Origin of the sequence: Prevotella dentalis DSM 3688 (assembly GCF_000242335.1) — a bacterium.
GTDB classification, from domain to species: Bacteria; Bacteroidota; Bacteroidia; order Bacteroidales; family Bacteroidaceae; genus Prevotella; species Prevotella seregens.
Genome location: NC_019960.1, coordinates 1,558,741 through 1,575,883, shown reverse-complemented (window position 1 = coordinate 1,575,883; position 17,143 = coordinate 1,558,741). Strand labels below are relative to the sequence as shown.

The window sequence follows — 17,143 nt, the reverse complement described above, 5'->3', positions numbered from 1 at the left end:
GGTCGGGAGCGGGGTTCAGAGGTGGGCAATGATGCTCGGCACGGCGTGGCCGAGCTGCCCCAGAATCATGTCCATCTTTTGTCGGCGGCCGATGGAGTACTCCGAGCCGTGGGTGTCGAGGAAGTCGAACAGGCGGTAAGCTTTTTCGAGCAGCACGTGGCGCAGGGGCGGCTGCTTGGTGTTGCCCTCGGCATACCACAGTTCGGCCAGCATCTCCAGCCGTCCCTGCTGTCGGTCGGGCTCCCATTGCTCGCGGGCGTAGGCTATGGCTTCTTCGGGCGTGAGGTTGCGCAGGTCGTCGTAATCGCCCACATATTGGCGGTAGAGGTCGCGCAGCTCGTCGTCGGTGCGACGGCCCTCGTCTTTCTCGAGAAAGCGTTGCAGGGCTGCCATGAACTCCTCGATGAGCCGGATAAAATAGTCGCGTTGTAGCATAATCAGGGTTTGTCGGTGATGAATTTCGGGGCAAAGGTAGCAATGAAATCGGAGAAACGCAGTGCTTTGCTCCGATTATTTTCCTTGGTAGCCGGATAAAATAAACGCCGTGGTTGCTCGTTGTGAGTGCAAGGAACACTTAGAACAGACGTCAATCATGGGCAACCCTACAACCGACATCGCCGTCGTGGGCGGCGGTGCAGCCGGATTTTTTGCCGCCATTGCCGCCCGGCGCGCCAATGCCGCGGCCCGCGTCACCCTCTTCGAGCGGGCCGCCAAGGTGCTGGCCAAGGTCGAAGTGACGGGCGGCGGCCGCTGCAACCTGACCAACAGCTTTGCCGGCATCACCGACCTGAGCCAGGCTTACCCCCGTGGGCACAAGCTGATGAAGCGGCTATTCAAGACTTTCGACCACGAGGACACCTGCCGCTGGTTTGAGGAAAACGGGGTGCCGCTGGTGACGCAGCCCGACGAATGCGTCTTCCCCCGGGCGCAGGACGCGCATGCCGTCATGGACTGCCTCACGCGGCAGGCCGCCCGCCTCGGGGTGACCGTCTGCTGCCACAGCTGCCTCACTGACATGCAGCCCATGCCCGACGGCTGTCTGGAGCTGCACTTCCAGAACGGCATGCGCCGCGTTTTCCACCGCGCCATCGTCACAACGGGCGGTTCGCCCCAAGCCCGCGGCCTGTACTATCTGGAGCGCATGGGGCACAGGGTGGAGCCGCCCGTACCGTCGCTCTTCACCTTTAATATATGTGACCGTAGCTTCCGCGACCTCATGGGGACGGTGGTCGACCCTGTCGAGGTCTCCATCCCCGGCACCAAGCTACGCGCCCGTGGTGCCCTGCTTGTGACCCACTGGGGTGCGAGCGGCCCGGCCATCCTGAAACTCTCGTCGTATGCGGCCCGCTGGCTGGCCGAACATGACTATCGGGCGCCGCTGGCCGTATGCTGGACCGCCCGGCTCGCCCGGCAGGAGGTCGAAGAGACATTGGCCGGAATCGTGGCCGCCAACCCGCGCAAGCAGCTGGGTTCGCTGCGGCCTTTCGGGCTGCCGTCGCGCCTTTGGCTTTATCTCATAGGCAAAATGGGTCTTGAGCCCACGAAGCCGTGGGGCGAGACGGGGAGGAAAACGCTCAACCGCATGCTGGAAATGCTCGTGAACGACCAGTACACCATAGCCGGCAAGGGCAGCTACCGCGACGAGTTTGTGACCTGCGGCGGCGTGAGCCTCAAGAGCATCGACCCCAATACGCTGCAGAGCCGCGTGTGCCCTGGCCTGTATTTTGCCGGCGAGGTGCTCGACATCGACGCCATCACGGGCGGCTTCAATCTGCAGGCTGCCTGGACCACGGGCTATGTGGCCGGGCAGATGGCGGCTGGCATCAAGCCCTGACAGGCTTGTAAATAAGGGGTATCAAGTAACCTTTTCTTTTTATTCTCTTGCAAATCTCAAAACAAAGGGCTATATTTGCAATATGAACAAATAAACGGGAGGATGGCAATGAATACGAATAACACCACAATGGACAGCTTTTTCTTGGAAATACCCAGGGCCGATAGTTCATTATTGAAATCACTTGTTAAGCGCATGGGGTGGACGGTACATAAGACTACAGCCAAGAAAACTGCCTACGAACAGGCGCTTGACGACAAGGAGCATGGCCGTATCAAGGAATATGCCAATGCAGATGAGCTGTTTGCCAAATTGAATATCTGATGGCATATAGACTCTTGACCACGCACCAGTTTGAGAAAGACCTCAAACGGTGCAAGAAACGCGGACTGCCCATGGACAAACTCAAGGAGGTTATCAATGAGCTTGTTGCCAAAGGTAAAGTGTCTGCCGGTTTCAAACCTCACTTGCTTCATGGTAATAGGGGTGGGCAGTGGGAATGCCACATACAGCCTGACTGGTTGTTGATATGGGAACAAAACGATACAGAGCTGACCTTACTCATGCTGAATACAGGAACACATGCTGATTTGTTTGGCAAAACAAAAAGATAACATCAAATGAGCAATCATTTGATGTTTTTTTAATAACAGTCCCCTGGCTCCCCGCGTTCACTCCATGGTGCAGCGCAGGGGCTGGGTGATGGCTTCGAGCGTCTCCTGTGCACGCAGCTGCCATGCTGCGAACGTGCGCACATCGGCAGAACTCCATGCCGACCCGAAGTAATAGACAAATCGGGACTGCGGCCGGTAGGTGGCGATGCCCACGGCATTGCCCGCAATGTCGTCGGCCTCGTGCGATGCCATCAGCCGCGTCTTCACGGCAGTGTCGGGGAAGAGCACACCCACGTAGACCCGGCACCCCAGCTTGTCGGGGCGGTCGGTGGGGTCGGCATAGAGCACGGCATGCGGCGTGAGCGTGAGCGACTGCGTGTCAGCCGTGTGCACCACCACTCCGGCGGCGAGCGGCATGGGCTGCGTGAGCCTCTCGTACCACAGCTCGCAGCGGTTGAAGTTGGACCCGCGGTCGAGCGAAATCACGCGGTGTTCGGTAACGCCCACATCGCCGCCCACGGTCTTCGGCTCAAATGTCAGCTCCAGCGTGAAGCGCAGAGGACCATTGTCGAGAATGCGGTACCGGCGGTAACAATAAGGGAAGAGCAACCTGTCGTCCTGCACCAGGGCCGGTGCACCGCAGCCCAGAGACGGCCCCACGGCATAGGCATCGAGGCCGTCGCCGTGGTCAAGATGGAATGAGGCAAGGCGGTAGATCGAGTCGGCAAGGTGCTGCGTCCCGTCTATCTTCTTGCATTCGTTGCGGTAATCGAAGCCGAATCGGTCCATGAGGTATCGGTGTTCCAGTATGGGGGTGGGCACGCATTTGGTCCACACGTCAATGCCGTAGGCTTTCTCGCCCGCCCGTTGCAGCGAAGGCCCGTAGACGCGGTATGCCCCACGGTCGTTCTCCCATGCGATGTCTTCCGCGCGGTTGGGGAAGTAGTTGCCGCCCACCCATGCGGATACGGGTGCCGTGGGGCTGCCCTCCTTGACGGTGAGCGAGGTGGTGGTGCCGGGTCTCACTGACACGTAGACCAGAAACTTGCCGTCGTGGGTCAGCTGGCAGGGCGCATCCTGCCCGAAAGCATTCAGCACGCGCAGCCGGGTCTTCCCGTCAGTTCCCATCTTCTGCCGCAGGGCGGCGGCATCAAGTTCGACCACCTCTTCGCGCTGATCGGAAGACGGGGAGGTGAAACGCAGGGTTACGTCCCGGGCGTTTGCCGCCATGGCCAAGGCCAGACAGAGGGAGAGCAAAAGCATTCTTTTCATAAATAGGTTTTTGTTAGTGTTGTTTCATGAATGGTTTTCCCGGCTGCCGGTGGCTTCCGGCGACGGGCTGTTCCCGGCTTTGGGCTGATGGCCCTTGCGGTAAGCCGATGGCGACACTTTGTAATACTCCTTGAAACACTTGCAGAAGTATCGCCCCGTGCTGAATCCGCAGTCCAGCGCCACGGCTTCCACGCTCTTGCCCTGCTCGCTGTGCAGCATGGCGGCTGCCTTGCGGAGCCTCATGTTGAGCAGAAAACTCTTGGGAGTCTGGCCCGTCAGGCTCTTCCACTTGGTGAAGAGCGATGTGCGCGAGAGCCCCACCTCCTGTGCAAAGACGTCGACATTGAAGTCGGAGTCGGTGATGTGGTCGTCGATCACCCGCATGGCCTTGTCCACAAGTTGCTTGTCCAGAGGGTTGGTGGCCAGCAGGTCGGCCTGTGTGTGCGGGTGTTCGCTGAATTTGCGCTGCAGCATGCGGCGGGTATTGACAAGATTGTTGCAGCGCGAGATGAGAATGTCGGTGTTGAAAGGTTTGGTGATATAGTCGTCGGCTCCCGTGCGTAGGCCCTCCAGTGCCTGCTCGGTGGCCGTTTGGGCCGTGAGTAGCACCACGGGGATGTGGCAGATGCTGAAGTCGGCCTTGATGGCTCGGCACAGCTCTATGCCTGTCATGCGCGGCATGAGCACGTCGGTTATTACGATGTCGGCCTCTGCGCTGTGCAGGTCGTCGAGTGCCTCCACGCCGTCGATGGCTGTGGTGATACGGTAGAATGGAGCGAAGACCCGGGCCAGCATGCTGCGCAGGTCGTCATTGTCTTCCACGATGAGGATGGCGGGGCGTTGTTCCTTGCCGTCGGCAAGTGGGGCCTCACCGGCCGTCCTGCTGTTGTTGGGCAGGGCCGGGGCGGGTTTCCATTGGGCGGCGGCTCCTCTGTCGGGATGCGTCGCAACGGGGCCGCCGGCAGCGTGAGGAGCGTCTTCGGCCGCCAGCGTGACGATGAAGCGGGAGCCCTTGCCCTCCTCGCTTTCCACCCTTATTGTGCCTTGGTGCAGTTCCACGATGCCTTTGGTCAGTGCCAAGCCGATGCCTGTACCAAGTCCCGAGGAGATGGAGTCTGAGCGATCGGCCTGATAGAAGCGGTCGAATATCCGGTCGATGTCTTTGGCCGGTATGCCCTCGCCGGTGTCGGCCACGGTCAGGGTCGCCGCAGGCTTGCCGTCGAGAGGCTTGTCGGGCACATGGCAGTGCAGACCCACGGTCACCGTCCCCCCCTGCGGGGTGTGCTTCAGGGCGTTGGCCATGAGGTTGTTGAGGACTTTCTGCATCTGTGTGGCATCAAAGGCACAGAAGATGTCCGCCTCGTCGTGCTCGAAGTACATGGAGATGCCTTTGCTCTGCGCATACTCCCTGAAGAGCAGGAATGTCTCGTTGACAAACGAGGTGAAGTTGGCCGTCTTGAGGTGCACCTGCATCTTGCCCTGTTCCTGCTTGCGGAAGTCGATCATCTCGGAAATGAGCGAGCGCAGCTGGATGCTTCCCTTATAGATGTCGAGCAGACGGGCGTAGACCTCCGGCGGGAAATTGCGGGAGCCGAGCAGCATCTCGCTGTAGCCGATGATGAGCGTGAGCGGGGTGCGTATCTCGTGGGAAATGTTGGTGAAGAAGCGCAGCTTGGACTCGTTCATGGCCACGATGTCCCGGGCATGCTGCCGTTCATAGCTCAGCGAGGCGTTCAGTTTGACGCGCTCGCGGTACTCCCTGGCCATATAGACAATGGCACTGATGAGCAGGAGCGTCCATATCAGCTTGGCCCACCACGAGGCATACCATGGCGGCAATACCTGAATGTTGAGCTGGGATTCGGGAATGTCGGGGCGCAGCGAGCGCAGTTCCAAGGTGTAATGGCCGGGTTTGAGGTTGAAGTTGAGCAGGGTCTGGCCGAGCTGCACCGCCGTCCACTTGGCCGATGAGCCGACAAGGCGGTATTGCAATTCGTCGTGATTGCTCTTGAGATAGTTGGAGGTGGCTATCTCGATGGCAAAGGAAGACTGGTCGCTGCTGAGTTTCAGTGTCTTGGTAAACTCCAGGGTGGCATCCAGTATGCCGGTGCTGTCGAGTGGCTGCACAGGCTTCCCGTCCAGATAGAGATTGGCAAACTTGAGTCTGTAAGGGGCTATGGGCTTGTGGAGCGCTTTCTCAGAGAACGAGAGCATGCCCTGAACGCCGCCGAGCCATACCGTGCCCTGCGGCCCCACGTAAAGCCCGTTCTCGTTGATGGTGGCCAGTGGGAAGCCGTTGACGCGTCCGTAGTTGCGGCAGGTGCGTGCGTGGATGTCGAGCACGCTGAAGCCCTCGTTGGTGATGAGCAGCAGGTTGCGGGCATTGAGTGTCGAGGCATGCACGCCATAGACACAGTTGCTGGCAAGGTGGGCATTCTGGGCATCGAAGTTCTCGAAACGGGATTCCTGCGCATGCCACAGGTCGAGTCCGCCCCCTGCCGTAGACACCCAGATGCGTCCGCGTGGGTCAACGTAAATGTTGTTCACGTGGTTGTTACTCAGCGTCCGCCGGTCGGACGGATGGTGACGGTAGCAAATGAGCCGCTTGTGCCTGGGCGAGAAGCAGAACACGCCGGCCCGCTCGGTGCCTATCCACAGCTGGCCTTTGCCGTCGACGGCCACGCTGGAGACAAGCTGGATGAGCCGCCCGAGCCGTGTGTCGGCAAAAAGCCGGCGGCAGGAGCCCGTGTGGGGATCGAAAAGGCATACTCCCTGTTGTGTTGCCAGGACGAGCCGGTGGCCCCACGGGCGGATGTCGCGCACGATGTCGGAGGGCAGTGACGACGGGTCGCCCGGCCGGTGACGAAACACGGTGACCCGGTGGGTGTGGATGTCCATGCGGTCGAGGCCACCCAGATGGGTGCCTATCCACAGGCACTTGCGCCGGCGGTCATACCACAGAGCCTTGAGATTGTTCTGTGAGAGTCCGGATTCTCCGAAGCGGAACCATTGGAAGCGTCCTGTCTGGTGGTCGAGCATGTCCAGGCCGCCGCCCTCGGTGCATATCCAGAGATGCCCCTCGTCGTCTTCAGTCATGCGGCCCACGATGGGGCTGGAGAGCCCTTTGGTGCTTTCGTCCGACGTGCGGTAGAGCTGGTAAATGTTGTAGCCGGCATTGAAATAGTTGACGCCGCCGAAGTAAGTACCCACCCAAACGGTGCCTTGGCGGTCGCATACCAAAGACCATACCGAGGCATTGCTTAGGTTTCCCTCCTTGCCGTCGGCCGTGAGCACGCGTGTCTGTCGTGTCTGTGGGTTGTAAACGCTCAGGCCTCGGAATGTGCCTATCCAGATGTTGCCTTGGTGGTCCTCGCAGAAAGTGCGTACAAAGTTGGAGGGAATGCTGCTTCCGGGGCTTCTCGAATTGTGCACGCGTCCCTGCGGCCCCACATGGTAGTAGCCCTCTTCCCATGTTCCTATCCATACGCCCCGGTGGGAATCCTCGAAAAACGAAGTCACGCGCCCCTGCCCTATGCGGTGCAAGGGTGGGGTGGGGCGTACCGCACTCACGTGGGGTGGGAACACGAGGGCTCCGGCATCTGTGCCTACCCACATTCGCCCCCGGCTGTCGAAAAAGAGGTCGGTGGCTGTGCGTCCTTTGTCCAGCATGCGGCACAGGGTGCGTTTGGCAAGGCTGTCGTCGAACCGGTAGATTCTGTTGCCTACGGCCACATATAGATTTTTGTGGAATGCGATGGCACTGACATCATCGGAGACTATGGTGCGGAAACGGCGTGTACGCAGGTTCATACACGCCACCCCCTCTGTGCAGAGCAGGAAGAGCCGTCCGCGGCCGTCGCCAGTGATGCGTTCAATGCTGTTGGACGGGAGGCTGTAGGGATGGTCTTTCTCTTTCTTGAAAACAGAGATACGGTTGCCATTGAAGTGATTCAGCCCCTCGCGGGTTGCAATCCAGAGCTCGTCGTTCTCGTCCATATAGAGACTGTTCACGGTGATCTGCGAAAGTCCGCCCTCTGGCGTGAGGTATGAGAAAGAGATGCCGGGAGCTGCACCGGCATGGCTCTCCATGCCAAGGAGGAGCCACAATATAATAAGGTGTAGATATCTGATGGGTGTCATATAGGATTCGATACTCGCAAAATTATAAAAAATATGGTGAAAGGCCACACGAATACGGTACTTTTGTACGTTTTTGGACATATTTTGAACAGAATTAGCCCCTCGTATTTTATAGAGTGCGTACCTTTGTGGCAATCGTAAACAATCTCTAACTTATTGTAAATCCAGCCATGCAAAAACTGAAGAAAGCGATTAGCATCCGCATCCTGATGATGATAGTCATGATGGCATGCGTATCTTTTGTCCCCGCGCTGGCACAGGTGAACGTCAGTGGTGTGGTGAAAGATGCCAACGACGAGCCCATGCCCGGCGTGAGCATCAAAGTGAAAGGCTCTGCCACTGTCGGTACGGTGACCGACCTGGACGGTGCGTTCAGGCTCTCTGTGCCCAGCAGGAACTCGGTGTTGGTGTTCTCTTTCTTGGGCTACTCCAATCTTGAGCAGAAAGTTGTTACCGGCAAGCCGATGAACGTGAAGATGTCGGAAGATGACAAACTTTTGGACGAAGTGGTCGTTGTGGGTTATCAAGAAGTGCGCAAGCGCGACCTCACCGGATCGGTGTCCAAGGCCAACATGAACGACCTGCTGAGTACACCCATAGGTTCGTTTACCGAAACGCTTGGCGGCCGCATTGCCGGTGTGAACGTCAACTCGGGCGAGGGCATGCCCGGAACACAGACGAACATCGTCATTCGTGGAAACAACTCGCTGACACAAGACAATACGCCGCTCTACGTGATCGACGGATTCCCGATAGAGGATCCCTCGGTGGGCAGTAGCGTCAATCCATCGGATATTGCCTCCATTGATATTCTGAAAGACGCTTCGGCCACTGCCATCTATGGTGCACGCGGAGCAAACGGTGTGGTCATCATCACAACGAAGAGCGGTTCGGAGGGAAAGCCCAAGGTGACGTATGATGGAAGCGTGGGCTTCCAGAACGTGTCCAAGAAGATGGAAATGATGGACGCTTATGAATTTGTGAAGCTGCAGCAAGAGATTTATCCCTCGATCATGTCGAGCACCTACATGCGGGAGGACCAGGGCAAGACGTACACGCTGGACGATTACAGGAATTGTCCGCAGTACGACTGGCAGGACATGATCTTCCGTACAGCAGCCGTGCAGAATCATAATGTAAGCATGAACGGCGGCAGCAAGACCGTGAGGTACAATAGCTCGCTCTCCTATTATGACCAGGACGGTGTGGTGCTTAATTCCAACTTCGAGAGACTCCAAGGCCGCCTGGGCATTACTGTGAATCAGAAGAAGTGGAAAGTATATGCCAACGTCAACTATTCACGGATGGTGCAGACAGGCGCGTCTCCCTCTCAGCAGAGCTACAGCGGGATGAACAATCTTTTCTATTCCGTCTGGGGCTATCGGCCTGTGACCTATCCCGGCATCCCCCTGAAAACACTGGTGGATAATGGTTATGACGAGGATGTGAACTGGAACAATGACTACCGCTTCAATCCCATCATGTCGCTGAACAACGAGTATCGCAAGCGTTACTCTACCTACATCCAGTTCAACGGCTATGTGCAGTATGAGTTCATGAAAGGGCTGCGGCTGAAAGTTTCGGGGGGCTATACGACCGAAAACCGCCGCTATGATACGTTCAACAATTCCAAGACCCGCTACGGCGGTCCAAAGTCCAATGACAAGGTGAACGCCCAGCGTTACCATTCGGAGCGCATGACGTGGCTCAACGAGAACACGCTGACCTATCAGGCCAATGTCAAGCGCCGCCACTACTTCAATGCCCTCCTGGGCTTCTCGCTCCAGAACTCGGACTTTATCGACGACTCATTCAGCACCATTCAGATTCCCAACGAGAGTCTTGGCATGGCAGGCATGAGCAACGGACAGCCCAGCACGACCAAGTCGGGGCAGTCATCTTGGTCCATGATGTCGTTCTTCGGCCGCTTCAACTATAATTTCAGGTCCAAGTACTATGCCACGGCCACATTCCGCGCCGACGGCAGCTCCAAGTTCAGCGGCAAGAACCGCTTTGGTTACTTCCCCTCCGGTTCCGTAGCCTGGAATTTTACGGAGGAAAGATTCATGAAACCTGCCAAGAGCTGGCTCAGCAATGGCAAGGTGCGCCTTTCGTGGGGTCTCACAGGAAACAACCGTGTGGGCGAGTACGACACGTACGGACTCATGGAAATGCTCAAGGAGCGTCGTGGAGACTATGTTTCTTCCGGTTCCATCCCTTCGGGTGTCTTCCCTCTTGATGGAAGCCTAACCCGCGTGGGTATGGTTCCTACTTCTGTGCCCAACAAAGACCTGAAGTGGGAGACGACCGAACAGTGGAACCTGGGATTCGATTTGGGCTTCCTCAACGAGCGCGTCAATCTCACGGTAGACCTCTATCATAAGGTGACACGCGACCTTCTTCTGATGTCCACGCTCCCGATGTCGTCGGGCTTTATCAGCGCGATGAAGAATGTGGGCAAGGTGCGCAACCAGGGTTTGGAGATTACGATCAATACGTTGAATGTGAAAAGCAAGACCTTTGAGTGGCGTTCCAACTTCAATATTGCCATGAATAAGAATAAGGTGATGGAGCTCTCCGAGGATCAAACCGCCATGCTCTCCACGGCCTACTTTGATCAGAAGTATAACTCCCAGCCATCGTATATAGCCAAGAAGGGCTATCCGATGGGCATGATGTATGGCTATCTTTACGAAGGAACATACAAGTATGACGACTTTAACAAGGTGGGCGACTCGTACACCCTCAAGAGCAACGTGCCTCATTTTGCATCAGAAAACAACACGCAGCCAGGTATGCCCAAGTATAAGGATCTGAATGGTGACGGCATAATCGACGACAACGACAAAACCATGATAGGTCGCGGTCTGCCTATCCACACAGGCGGTTTCACCAATGACCTGCGCTATAAGAACGTGGATCTGAGCATCTTCTTCCAATGGTCCTACGGCAACGATGTACTCAATGCCAACCGTCTGATCTTTGAAAGTTCCAACAATATCTCGCGTGAGCTCAACCAGTTTGCCAGTTATGCCAATCGCTGGACTCCCGAGAACCCGACAAGCAATATCCCACGTGCCACGAGCTCGGCTTCCAACCGCGTATTTTCCTCTCGTGTCATAGAGGATGGTTCGTTTCTTCGGTTGAAGACCATCACTTTGGGCTACTCCCTCCCGGCCCGTATGCTTCGTAAGGCCGGTATCGACAAGGTACGTTTCTATGTGGCTGCCCAGAATCTCTTTACCATCAGCAACTATAGCGGCTACGATCCGGAAGTGTCTATCCGTGACGGTGCACTCACCCCGGGGCTCGACTTCTCAGCCTATCCGCGCTCACGCAGTTTTAGCTTCGGCGTGAACCTGGGGTTCTAAGCAGAATGGGATAAACAATACGGATATTGACAACAAAGCAACAGCAAAATGAAAACGACAAAAGCTATCATACCCGCCGTGGCCATGACCCTGCTCGTGGCTGGCTGCAACTTCCTGGACAAGGCTCCCACCATGGTCACTACTGGAAGCTACTATACAACAGAGAGCGATGCCGAGTCGGCACTTAATGGCGTATATGCCATTCTCACCCAGTCTTCGTTCTATGGAGCAGACTATTTTTATCTCACTGGAGGCGACGATTTGGAGTTCTATGGGGGTCAGGGGCGTTCGCCCGCCGACCGTGGACTCTGCTGTAATAACGCCACCACCAGCGATCCGGCTGTCACAGGATATTGGTACAGTCTCTACTCCGGCATCAACCGTGCCAACATGCTGCTTGAAAATATAGATCACATCTCTGATATTGGCACTGCCAACAAGAAGCAATGGACGGCTGAGGCCCGCTTTCTGCGAGCGTTCTATTATTTCAATCTCGTGCAAGGATGGGGCGATGTGCCTTTTACCACGTCGTCCACCAAGACCGTGAAAGGGCTGAGCATTCCACGTACCGACAAGGAAACCATCTATGACTTTATCGTCAAGGAGATGGAAGAAAGCGCAAATGATCTGCTCTCGGCCTCTACGCTGAACTATCGTCCGGGCCGTGTGTCGAAATCGGCAGCTTGGGGAATATTGGCGCGTGTGCTAATGTTTCGCGCCGGAGAGCATTATCGTGACGGAAAGTCTGCCGACAACAGTGAGATTCTGAAATATTTCCGGCAGGCTGGCGAGTATGCACAGAAGGTCATGGGAGAGAACCACGGTCTGGCCACACACTATTGGGATTACTTCATCGACCTTTGCAAGAGCCAGTATAACAGCAAGGGCAACGAGAGCATCTGGGAGGCAGAGTTTGCCGGCAACTATACCACCGACACCCGCAATGAGGGGCGCGTGGGCAACATTATAGGTATTCAGGGCCCCGACCTTTCGTCTACGACACTTACTGGACAGGCTGATCCAGGCTATGGCTACTCTTTCTTTTGGAGCACCCCCAAACTCTATGAGCTCTATGAGAAGAATGCCGACATCAATCGTATGAACTGGAACATCGCTCCTTTCACCTATACACAGTCTGTAGCCGGCAAGGGCGTGGACGGTCGTGTCTTTGAGAAAGGCAAGCTCGCCGAGGTGCAGCAGCAATATTGGGACGAGTCTTATCAGTATGGGCTCACTACTCCCAAGGACAAAAAAGGCGACCGCGAGAAAGAAAAGACCGATGATGACAAGGGATTGAGCTGTGGCAAGTACCGCCGAGAGTATGAGGCCGACAAGAAAAGCAAGAACTTCACGGCTATCAATTTCCCGATTTTGCGCTATGCCGATGTGCTGCTCATGGTAGCCGAGTGCGAGAACGAGACCCACGATGTGCCCACCTCTCTGGCTTATCAATGTATCAATGCCGTGCGCCGCCGTGCTGGAATAGCAGAACTGTCGGGGCTCGACAAAGCAGCTTTCCGGCAGGCAGTGAAAGACGAGCGCGCCATGGAACTCTGTTTCGAGATGATCCGGCACTTCGACCTCATTCGCTGGGGTGAGTTTAAGGAACGTATGAATGAGCTGGCACCACGCGCCCAGGCCGGTACCAGCTGGAAACTTGGGCCATCTAATGTCTATACCTATTTTCAGGTGTCGGACACTTACAATTATTTCCCTATTCCAGCAAACGAAATTGCTGTGAACAAGAGCATCACCAAGAATAATCCGGGCTGGTAAACTCTGGTCAGCCCATAACCAATGACCATCAAAATGAAAACAATCAATATACTGGCTGCCGCCCTGTTCCTTGCCGGTCTTACAGCATGTGAGGGCGAATTGCAGGAGAGTGTAGCCCTGAACGTTGTGCCCCAGGTTGCCGATGGCATCTCTATGGACAAGGACACCCTTGTTGTTCGGACGGGGGTACCTGTCACTTTCAACATGACCGGCAATCCGGACTTTATCACTTTCTACAGCGGAGAGCCCGGACACAAGTACGATTTCAGAGAGCGCACCCAGGTTGCACCGGAGGACATTCTCTCGTCTTCACTCATCTTTTCTGTCGGTGAACAGTATGGCAACGCACAGACTGGCAAGAATCTGATAGCCATGTTCGTGTCCGACTCGTTCGACGGCCTGTCGAAAAAAGACTTCGAGGCAGATTCTGTCAAGGTGGAGACGCATAAGTGGACTCCTTTGGTAGAGCAGGATCAATTGCCCCAAGCTCCAGGCAAGGCGCAAGCCTACACCGTGGACATGATGCCGTATCTCGGCAGACAGATTACTTTCTCTATCAGGTATCGGGGGACAGACAACAGTGCTGCTCAACCTCGCGTCAACTTCTCGGGCATGAAAATCGAGAACAAGATGAAAGATGGAACCACGACGACATTGTATGCCAGCGATTTTGGTCTCACTGCCCTCAACATGCTTCACAAGCATCTCTTGGCAGACCAGAAAGGACTCTCCGGCAATCGCGCCTATGGAACGGTGACCAACAACGTCAGTGGAGTATGGAATATCAAGGATGCCGGCAAAGGCAACTTCTATATCCATAGCAGTCAGTCCAAGGCGGCACTGAAGTACGCATGGCTTGTCACCAATCCCATCACGGTGAATGCCTGTTCGCCTGATGCGGGCTACAATATCAAGAATACAACCTCTGCGCTTTCTACCTATACCCATACTTATTCCAAAGCAGGGCTTTATAAGGCTACATTCCTCGCAGTCAATGGCAACTACAAGCGTGTGGAGCAGGTAATCAAGGAGGTTTATGTCAGGGTGAAGTAAACGAAAAACATCTGCAAAATGAAAGATAAACTCTTGTTTCTTGTCTGTCTGCTCTTCTGTGGCTCAATGGCGTATGCTCAAATTGTCGATGACGATCGCATGTTTTCTTTTGAGCGTGCTGCCAAGCAGGAGATGTCTTTCCTGCACGATGCAACGGGCAGGCTGTCTGTTTCTGATGCCCACTTCAAGAATGGTTCGCACAGTCTCTGTTGGGACTATCAGGGGCAGGGTGTGCTGAGTCTCAAAAAAAAACTTCGCTTTGAGGCTAAGGATGCAACGGGCCGTGACAACTACCTCTCAGCTTTCATCGTGTGGGTCTACAACGAGAAACCTCAGGCCGACAGTATCGTCTTCCGATTTCTCAAGGACGGTAGAACATGTTGCTCTTTTCCAATGTATGTCAACTTTAAGGGTTGGCGTGGTGTGTGGGTATGCTATGAGCGCGACATGCAAGGACACCCCGTCGAGGGCATGAACGAAATGCGCATCCAGGCTCCGTCGATCAAGGGCCGTATCTTCTTTGACCATCTCATCACGGCCGTCAAGGTGGACGCGCGTCAGCAGACGCCCGATTGCCAAGTGCCTTTTGTCAACAACAAGAATACGAACCACTGGTTGCAGGTCTACAACAATTCCATGCTGAAACCTGACATCGCTCTCACTCCGCTAACCGCCCAGGAGCGTCAGGAGATGAAAGCCATCGAAGGACGTTATCGTGACCTCATCTTTGCTCCGGGCAAACTTTATAATAAGGTGAAGCAGGAACTCCATAGCGACTTTGCCAAGTACGACATCAAGGAGAAGGGAGGCAATGTCACGGGAAAGGGCATTTGGTTCGTAAGGCATGCAGAGGCCTATGAGCGTATGGTAACGCCTTGGGATAAGGAGCTCCTCACGCGTACAGGCTTTGAGATGGGCGCTTATTTTACCTTGATGAAGAAAATTGCCATTGCCTACAACAAGGCAGACAATGATGACGACCGCGAAGATATGGCCGATATGTTTCTAAAGATGTACGACCATATCACTGATCAAGGCGTGGCCTATGGCAGCTGTTGGGGAAATATCCATCATTACGGCTATAGTCTTCGTGAGATGTATCCCGCTTATTTCCTCATGAAAGATGTGCTGCGCAAGGCGGGCAAGCTTGCCGAGGCAGAGCGTACCATGATTTGGTACGCTCAGACCAATGAGGTGTATATACGTCCGGTCATTAATGGCATGGACATGGACACTTTCAACACAGCTGCTTCGGGCTGTATGGCCAGCATCCTGCTCATGGAAGATTCGCCAGAGAAAGTGCAGTATCTGCGCTCTATGGCCCGATGGCTTGACTGGGGTGCGCGTCCTGCCCAAGGTCTCATGGATTCCTTCAAAAGTGACGGCAGTGCCTATCATCACTGCAACAACTATCCAGCTTATGCGGTGGGGGGGCTTAATGGTGTCACGCAGATGATCTATATGCTCAGCGGTACCTCTTTTGCTGTGGGCCAGCTGGCTCACGAGACGGTGAAGAAAGCCTTGCTCGCCATGCGCTTTTATTGTAATCGCAATCACTTCCCCCTCTCTATGTCGGGTCGTCACCCAGACGGCATGGGCCATCTCACCCCGGTGCACTATGCCTTGATGGCGTTTTCCGGAACTCCCGACAAGAAGAGCACCATCGATCCTGAAATGGGGGCAGCTTTCATACGGCTCATGCCGGAACCCAAGTCGGCCCTTGAAAGGAAGTTTTTCTCTCGACTTCAAGGAACGGGCATCAAGGCAGAGATCGACCCCGAAGGGAATATGGCCTTGGGCTATGCGTGTGTGGGTGTGCAACGCCGGCAGAATTGGGCGGCTGTGGTGCGTGGGCATTCGCGCTATCTCTGGGCCGCCGAGCATTATGTAGGTGAAAATCTCTATGGCCGATACATGGCGCACGGTTGTCTGCAGATTCTCACGGCACCTCTGGGGCAGACGGTTACGCCGCTCACCAGCGGATGGCAGGAACCGGGCTTCGACTGGAACCGCATTCCTGGCACTACCACAATCCATCTGCCTTATGAAGATTTGAAAGCCAAGATTCGTAATATTGATATTTCGGCTGGTGTCGAAGAGATGTTGCTCTCCGACGAGTCGTTTGCCGGCGGCCTCTCACAGGTCGGACAGAATGGAAACTTTGCCATGAAACTGCACGAGCACGACAAGTACAATGGCTCTTTGCATGCCCGTAAGTCGTGGCATGCTGTTGACGGACTCATAGTCTGTCTCGGTTCCAATATCTGCGATACGGTGAAGACACATCCCACGGAGACTACCGTATTCCAGCTTACTGTAGATGGAAGTGAGGCCCACAACTTCTGGGATGCCGCTCCTCGGGAAGGACATGTGTGGATGGATCCTGCCGGAACTGGTTATTACACGCCTGGCAATCCTGTTTTTGATAAGGCTTATCCTCAGCATTCGGTCGATCAAGGTACAGGACAGCCCACACAGGCCGACTGGGTGTCTCTTACTTATAACCATGGCATGGCCCCCCATGATGCCGGCTACGAATATGCTGTGATGCCGCAGACCACCAAAGAAGACATGCAGGCCTTTGCTGCGCAGCCTACCTACGAGGTGCTCCAATGCGACAGCATGGCCCATGTAGTCAGGTTCAAAGGACAGAATACAGTTTCCTATGTCCTCTTCGAGACTCCGCGGACACTCCTTCCCGGCAGCATTCTTGCCAAGGCTGATACCTCATGTTTGGTCATGGTGAAACAGTTCAGCCGCACCCAAGCCCTGCTCACTGTGGCTCAGCCCGACCTAGCTCTCTATCGTGGCAAGAGCGATGATGCTTATGACCGTCAGGGTCGCCGCAAGGAACTCTCGGTTTATGGACGTAAGTGGCGGGACGATCCCAGTCTCGACATTCCCGTGAGTATAACCCTTCTGGGTAGCTGGGCGGTGAACACACCAGGTGTGTGTACAGAGGTGAGTCGAGACAAAAAGACCACCGTGCTGCGCTTCCTCTGCTCCGAGGGCAAGAGCTATGATGTGGCCCTGCAAGCTCGGAAAGACTGATGCTTGTTCCTTAATGGTTCCGACCATTCCAT

At 55.5% G+C, this 17,143-nt stretch carries 10 protein-coding genes; 7 read left to right on the top strand and 3 right to left on the bottom strand.

The window, feature by feature from the left end; translation table 11 throughout:
* Positions 1-15 precede the first annotated feature (15 nt).
* Positions 16-435 carry a hypothetical protein gene (locus PREDE_RS06225; protein ID WP_005845125.1) on the bottom strand — a complete coding sequence of 140 codons (420 nt, stop codon included), beginning with the start codon at positions 433-435 and terminating at the stop codon, positions 16-18.
* Positions 436-592: 157 nt separating this feature from the next.
* Between PREDE_RS06225 and PREDE_RS06220 the strand changes: the two genes are divergently transcribed.
* The 3 genes from PREDE_RS06220 to PREDE_RS06210 all read left to right on the top strand — a co-directional run bounded on the left by PREDE_RS06220 (position 593) and on the right by PREDE_RS06210 (position 2,448).
* Positions 593-1,834, top strand: coding sequence for a BaiN/RdsA family NAD(P)/FAD-dependent oxidoreductase (locus tag PREDE_RS06220; RefSeq protein ID WP_005845123.1), 1,242 nt, complete (start codon positions 593-595; stop codon positions 1,832-1,834).
* 108 nt (positions 1,835-1,942) lie between these two features.
* Entirely contained in the window at positions 1,943-2,158 is a 216-nt protein-coding gene (locus PREDE_RS06215) for a hypothetical protein (RefSeq protein ID WP_027953111.1), read from the top strand.
* Entirely contained in the window at positions 2,158-2,448 is a 291-nt protein-coding gene (locus PREDE_RS06210) for a type II toxin-antitoxin system YafQ family toxin (protein ID WP_005845119.1), read from the top strand. The genes PREDE_RS06215 and PREDE_RS06210 overlap by 1 nt, the downstream gene beginning before the upstream one ends.
* A 57-nt stretch (positions 2,449-2,505) precedes the next feature.
* Here the strand turns inward: PREDE_RS06210 and PREDE_RS06205 are convergent, their stop codons facing one another.
* Together PREDE_RS06205 and PREDE_RS06200 are read right to left on the bottom strand one after the other, a co-directional pair.
* Positions 2,506-3,720, bottom strand: a complete 1,215-nt coding sequence (locus PREDE_RS06205; protein ID WP_005845118.1) for a DUF4861 family protein — start codon at positions 3,718-3,720, stop codon at positions 2,506-2,508.
* Between the two features lie 24 nt (positions 3,721-3,744).
* Positions 3,745-7,860 carry a two-component regulator propeller domain-containing protein gene (locus tag PREDE_RS06200; protein ID WP_235777486.1) on the bottom strand — a complete coding sequence of 1,372 codons (4,116 nt, stop codon included), beginning with the start codon at positions 7,858-7,860 and terminating at the stop codon, positions 3,745-3,747.
* Between the two features lie 170 nt (positions 7,861-8,030).
* On the opposite strand from PREDE_RS06200, the gene PREDE_RS06195 reads away from it, so the two are divergent.
* The 4 genes from PREDE_RS06195 to PREDE_RS06180 are packed head-to-tail and all read left to right on the top strand — an operon-like array spanning position 8,031 to position 17,111.
* Positions 8,031-11,231 (top strand): SusC/RagA family TonB-linked outer membrane protein, encoded by a 3,201-nt coding sequence (locus tag PREDE_RS06195; protein ID WP_005845116.1) that lies wholly within the window; start codon positions 8,031-8,033, stop codon positions 11,229-11,231.
* A gap of 48 nt (positions 11,232-11,279) precedes the next feature.
* A complete protein-coding gene (locus PREDE_RS06190; RefSeq protein WP_005845115.1) occupies positions 11,280-13,007 on the top strand; it encodes a RagB/SusD family nutrient uptake outer membrane protein in 1,728 nt (575 codons plus the stop codon).
* Between the two features lie 33 nt (positions 13,008-13,040).
* Positions 13,041-14,060, top strand: coding sequence for a DUF5017 domain-containing protein (locus PREDE_RS06185; RefSeq protein ID WP_235777485.1), 1,020 nt, complete (start codon positions 13,041-13,043; stop codon positions 14,058-14,060).
* Positions 14,061-14,078: 18 nt separating this feature from the next.
* Complete coding sequence (locus PREDE_RS06180) at positions 14,079-17,111, top strand: chondroitinase family polysaccharide lyase (protein ID WP_005845113.1); 3,033 nt, start codon at positions 14,079-14,081, stop codon at positions 17,109-17,111.
* The last annotated feature ends 32 nt before the right edge of the window (positions 17,112-17,143 follow it).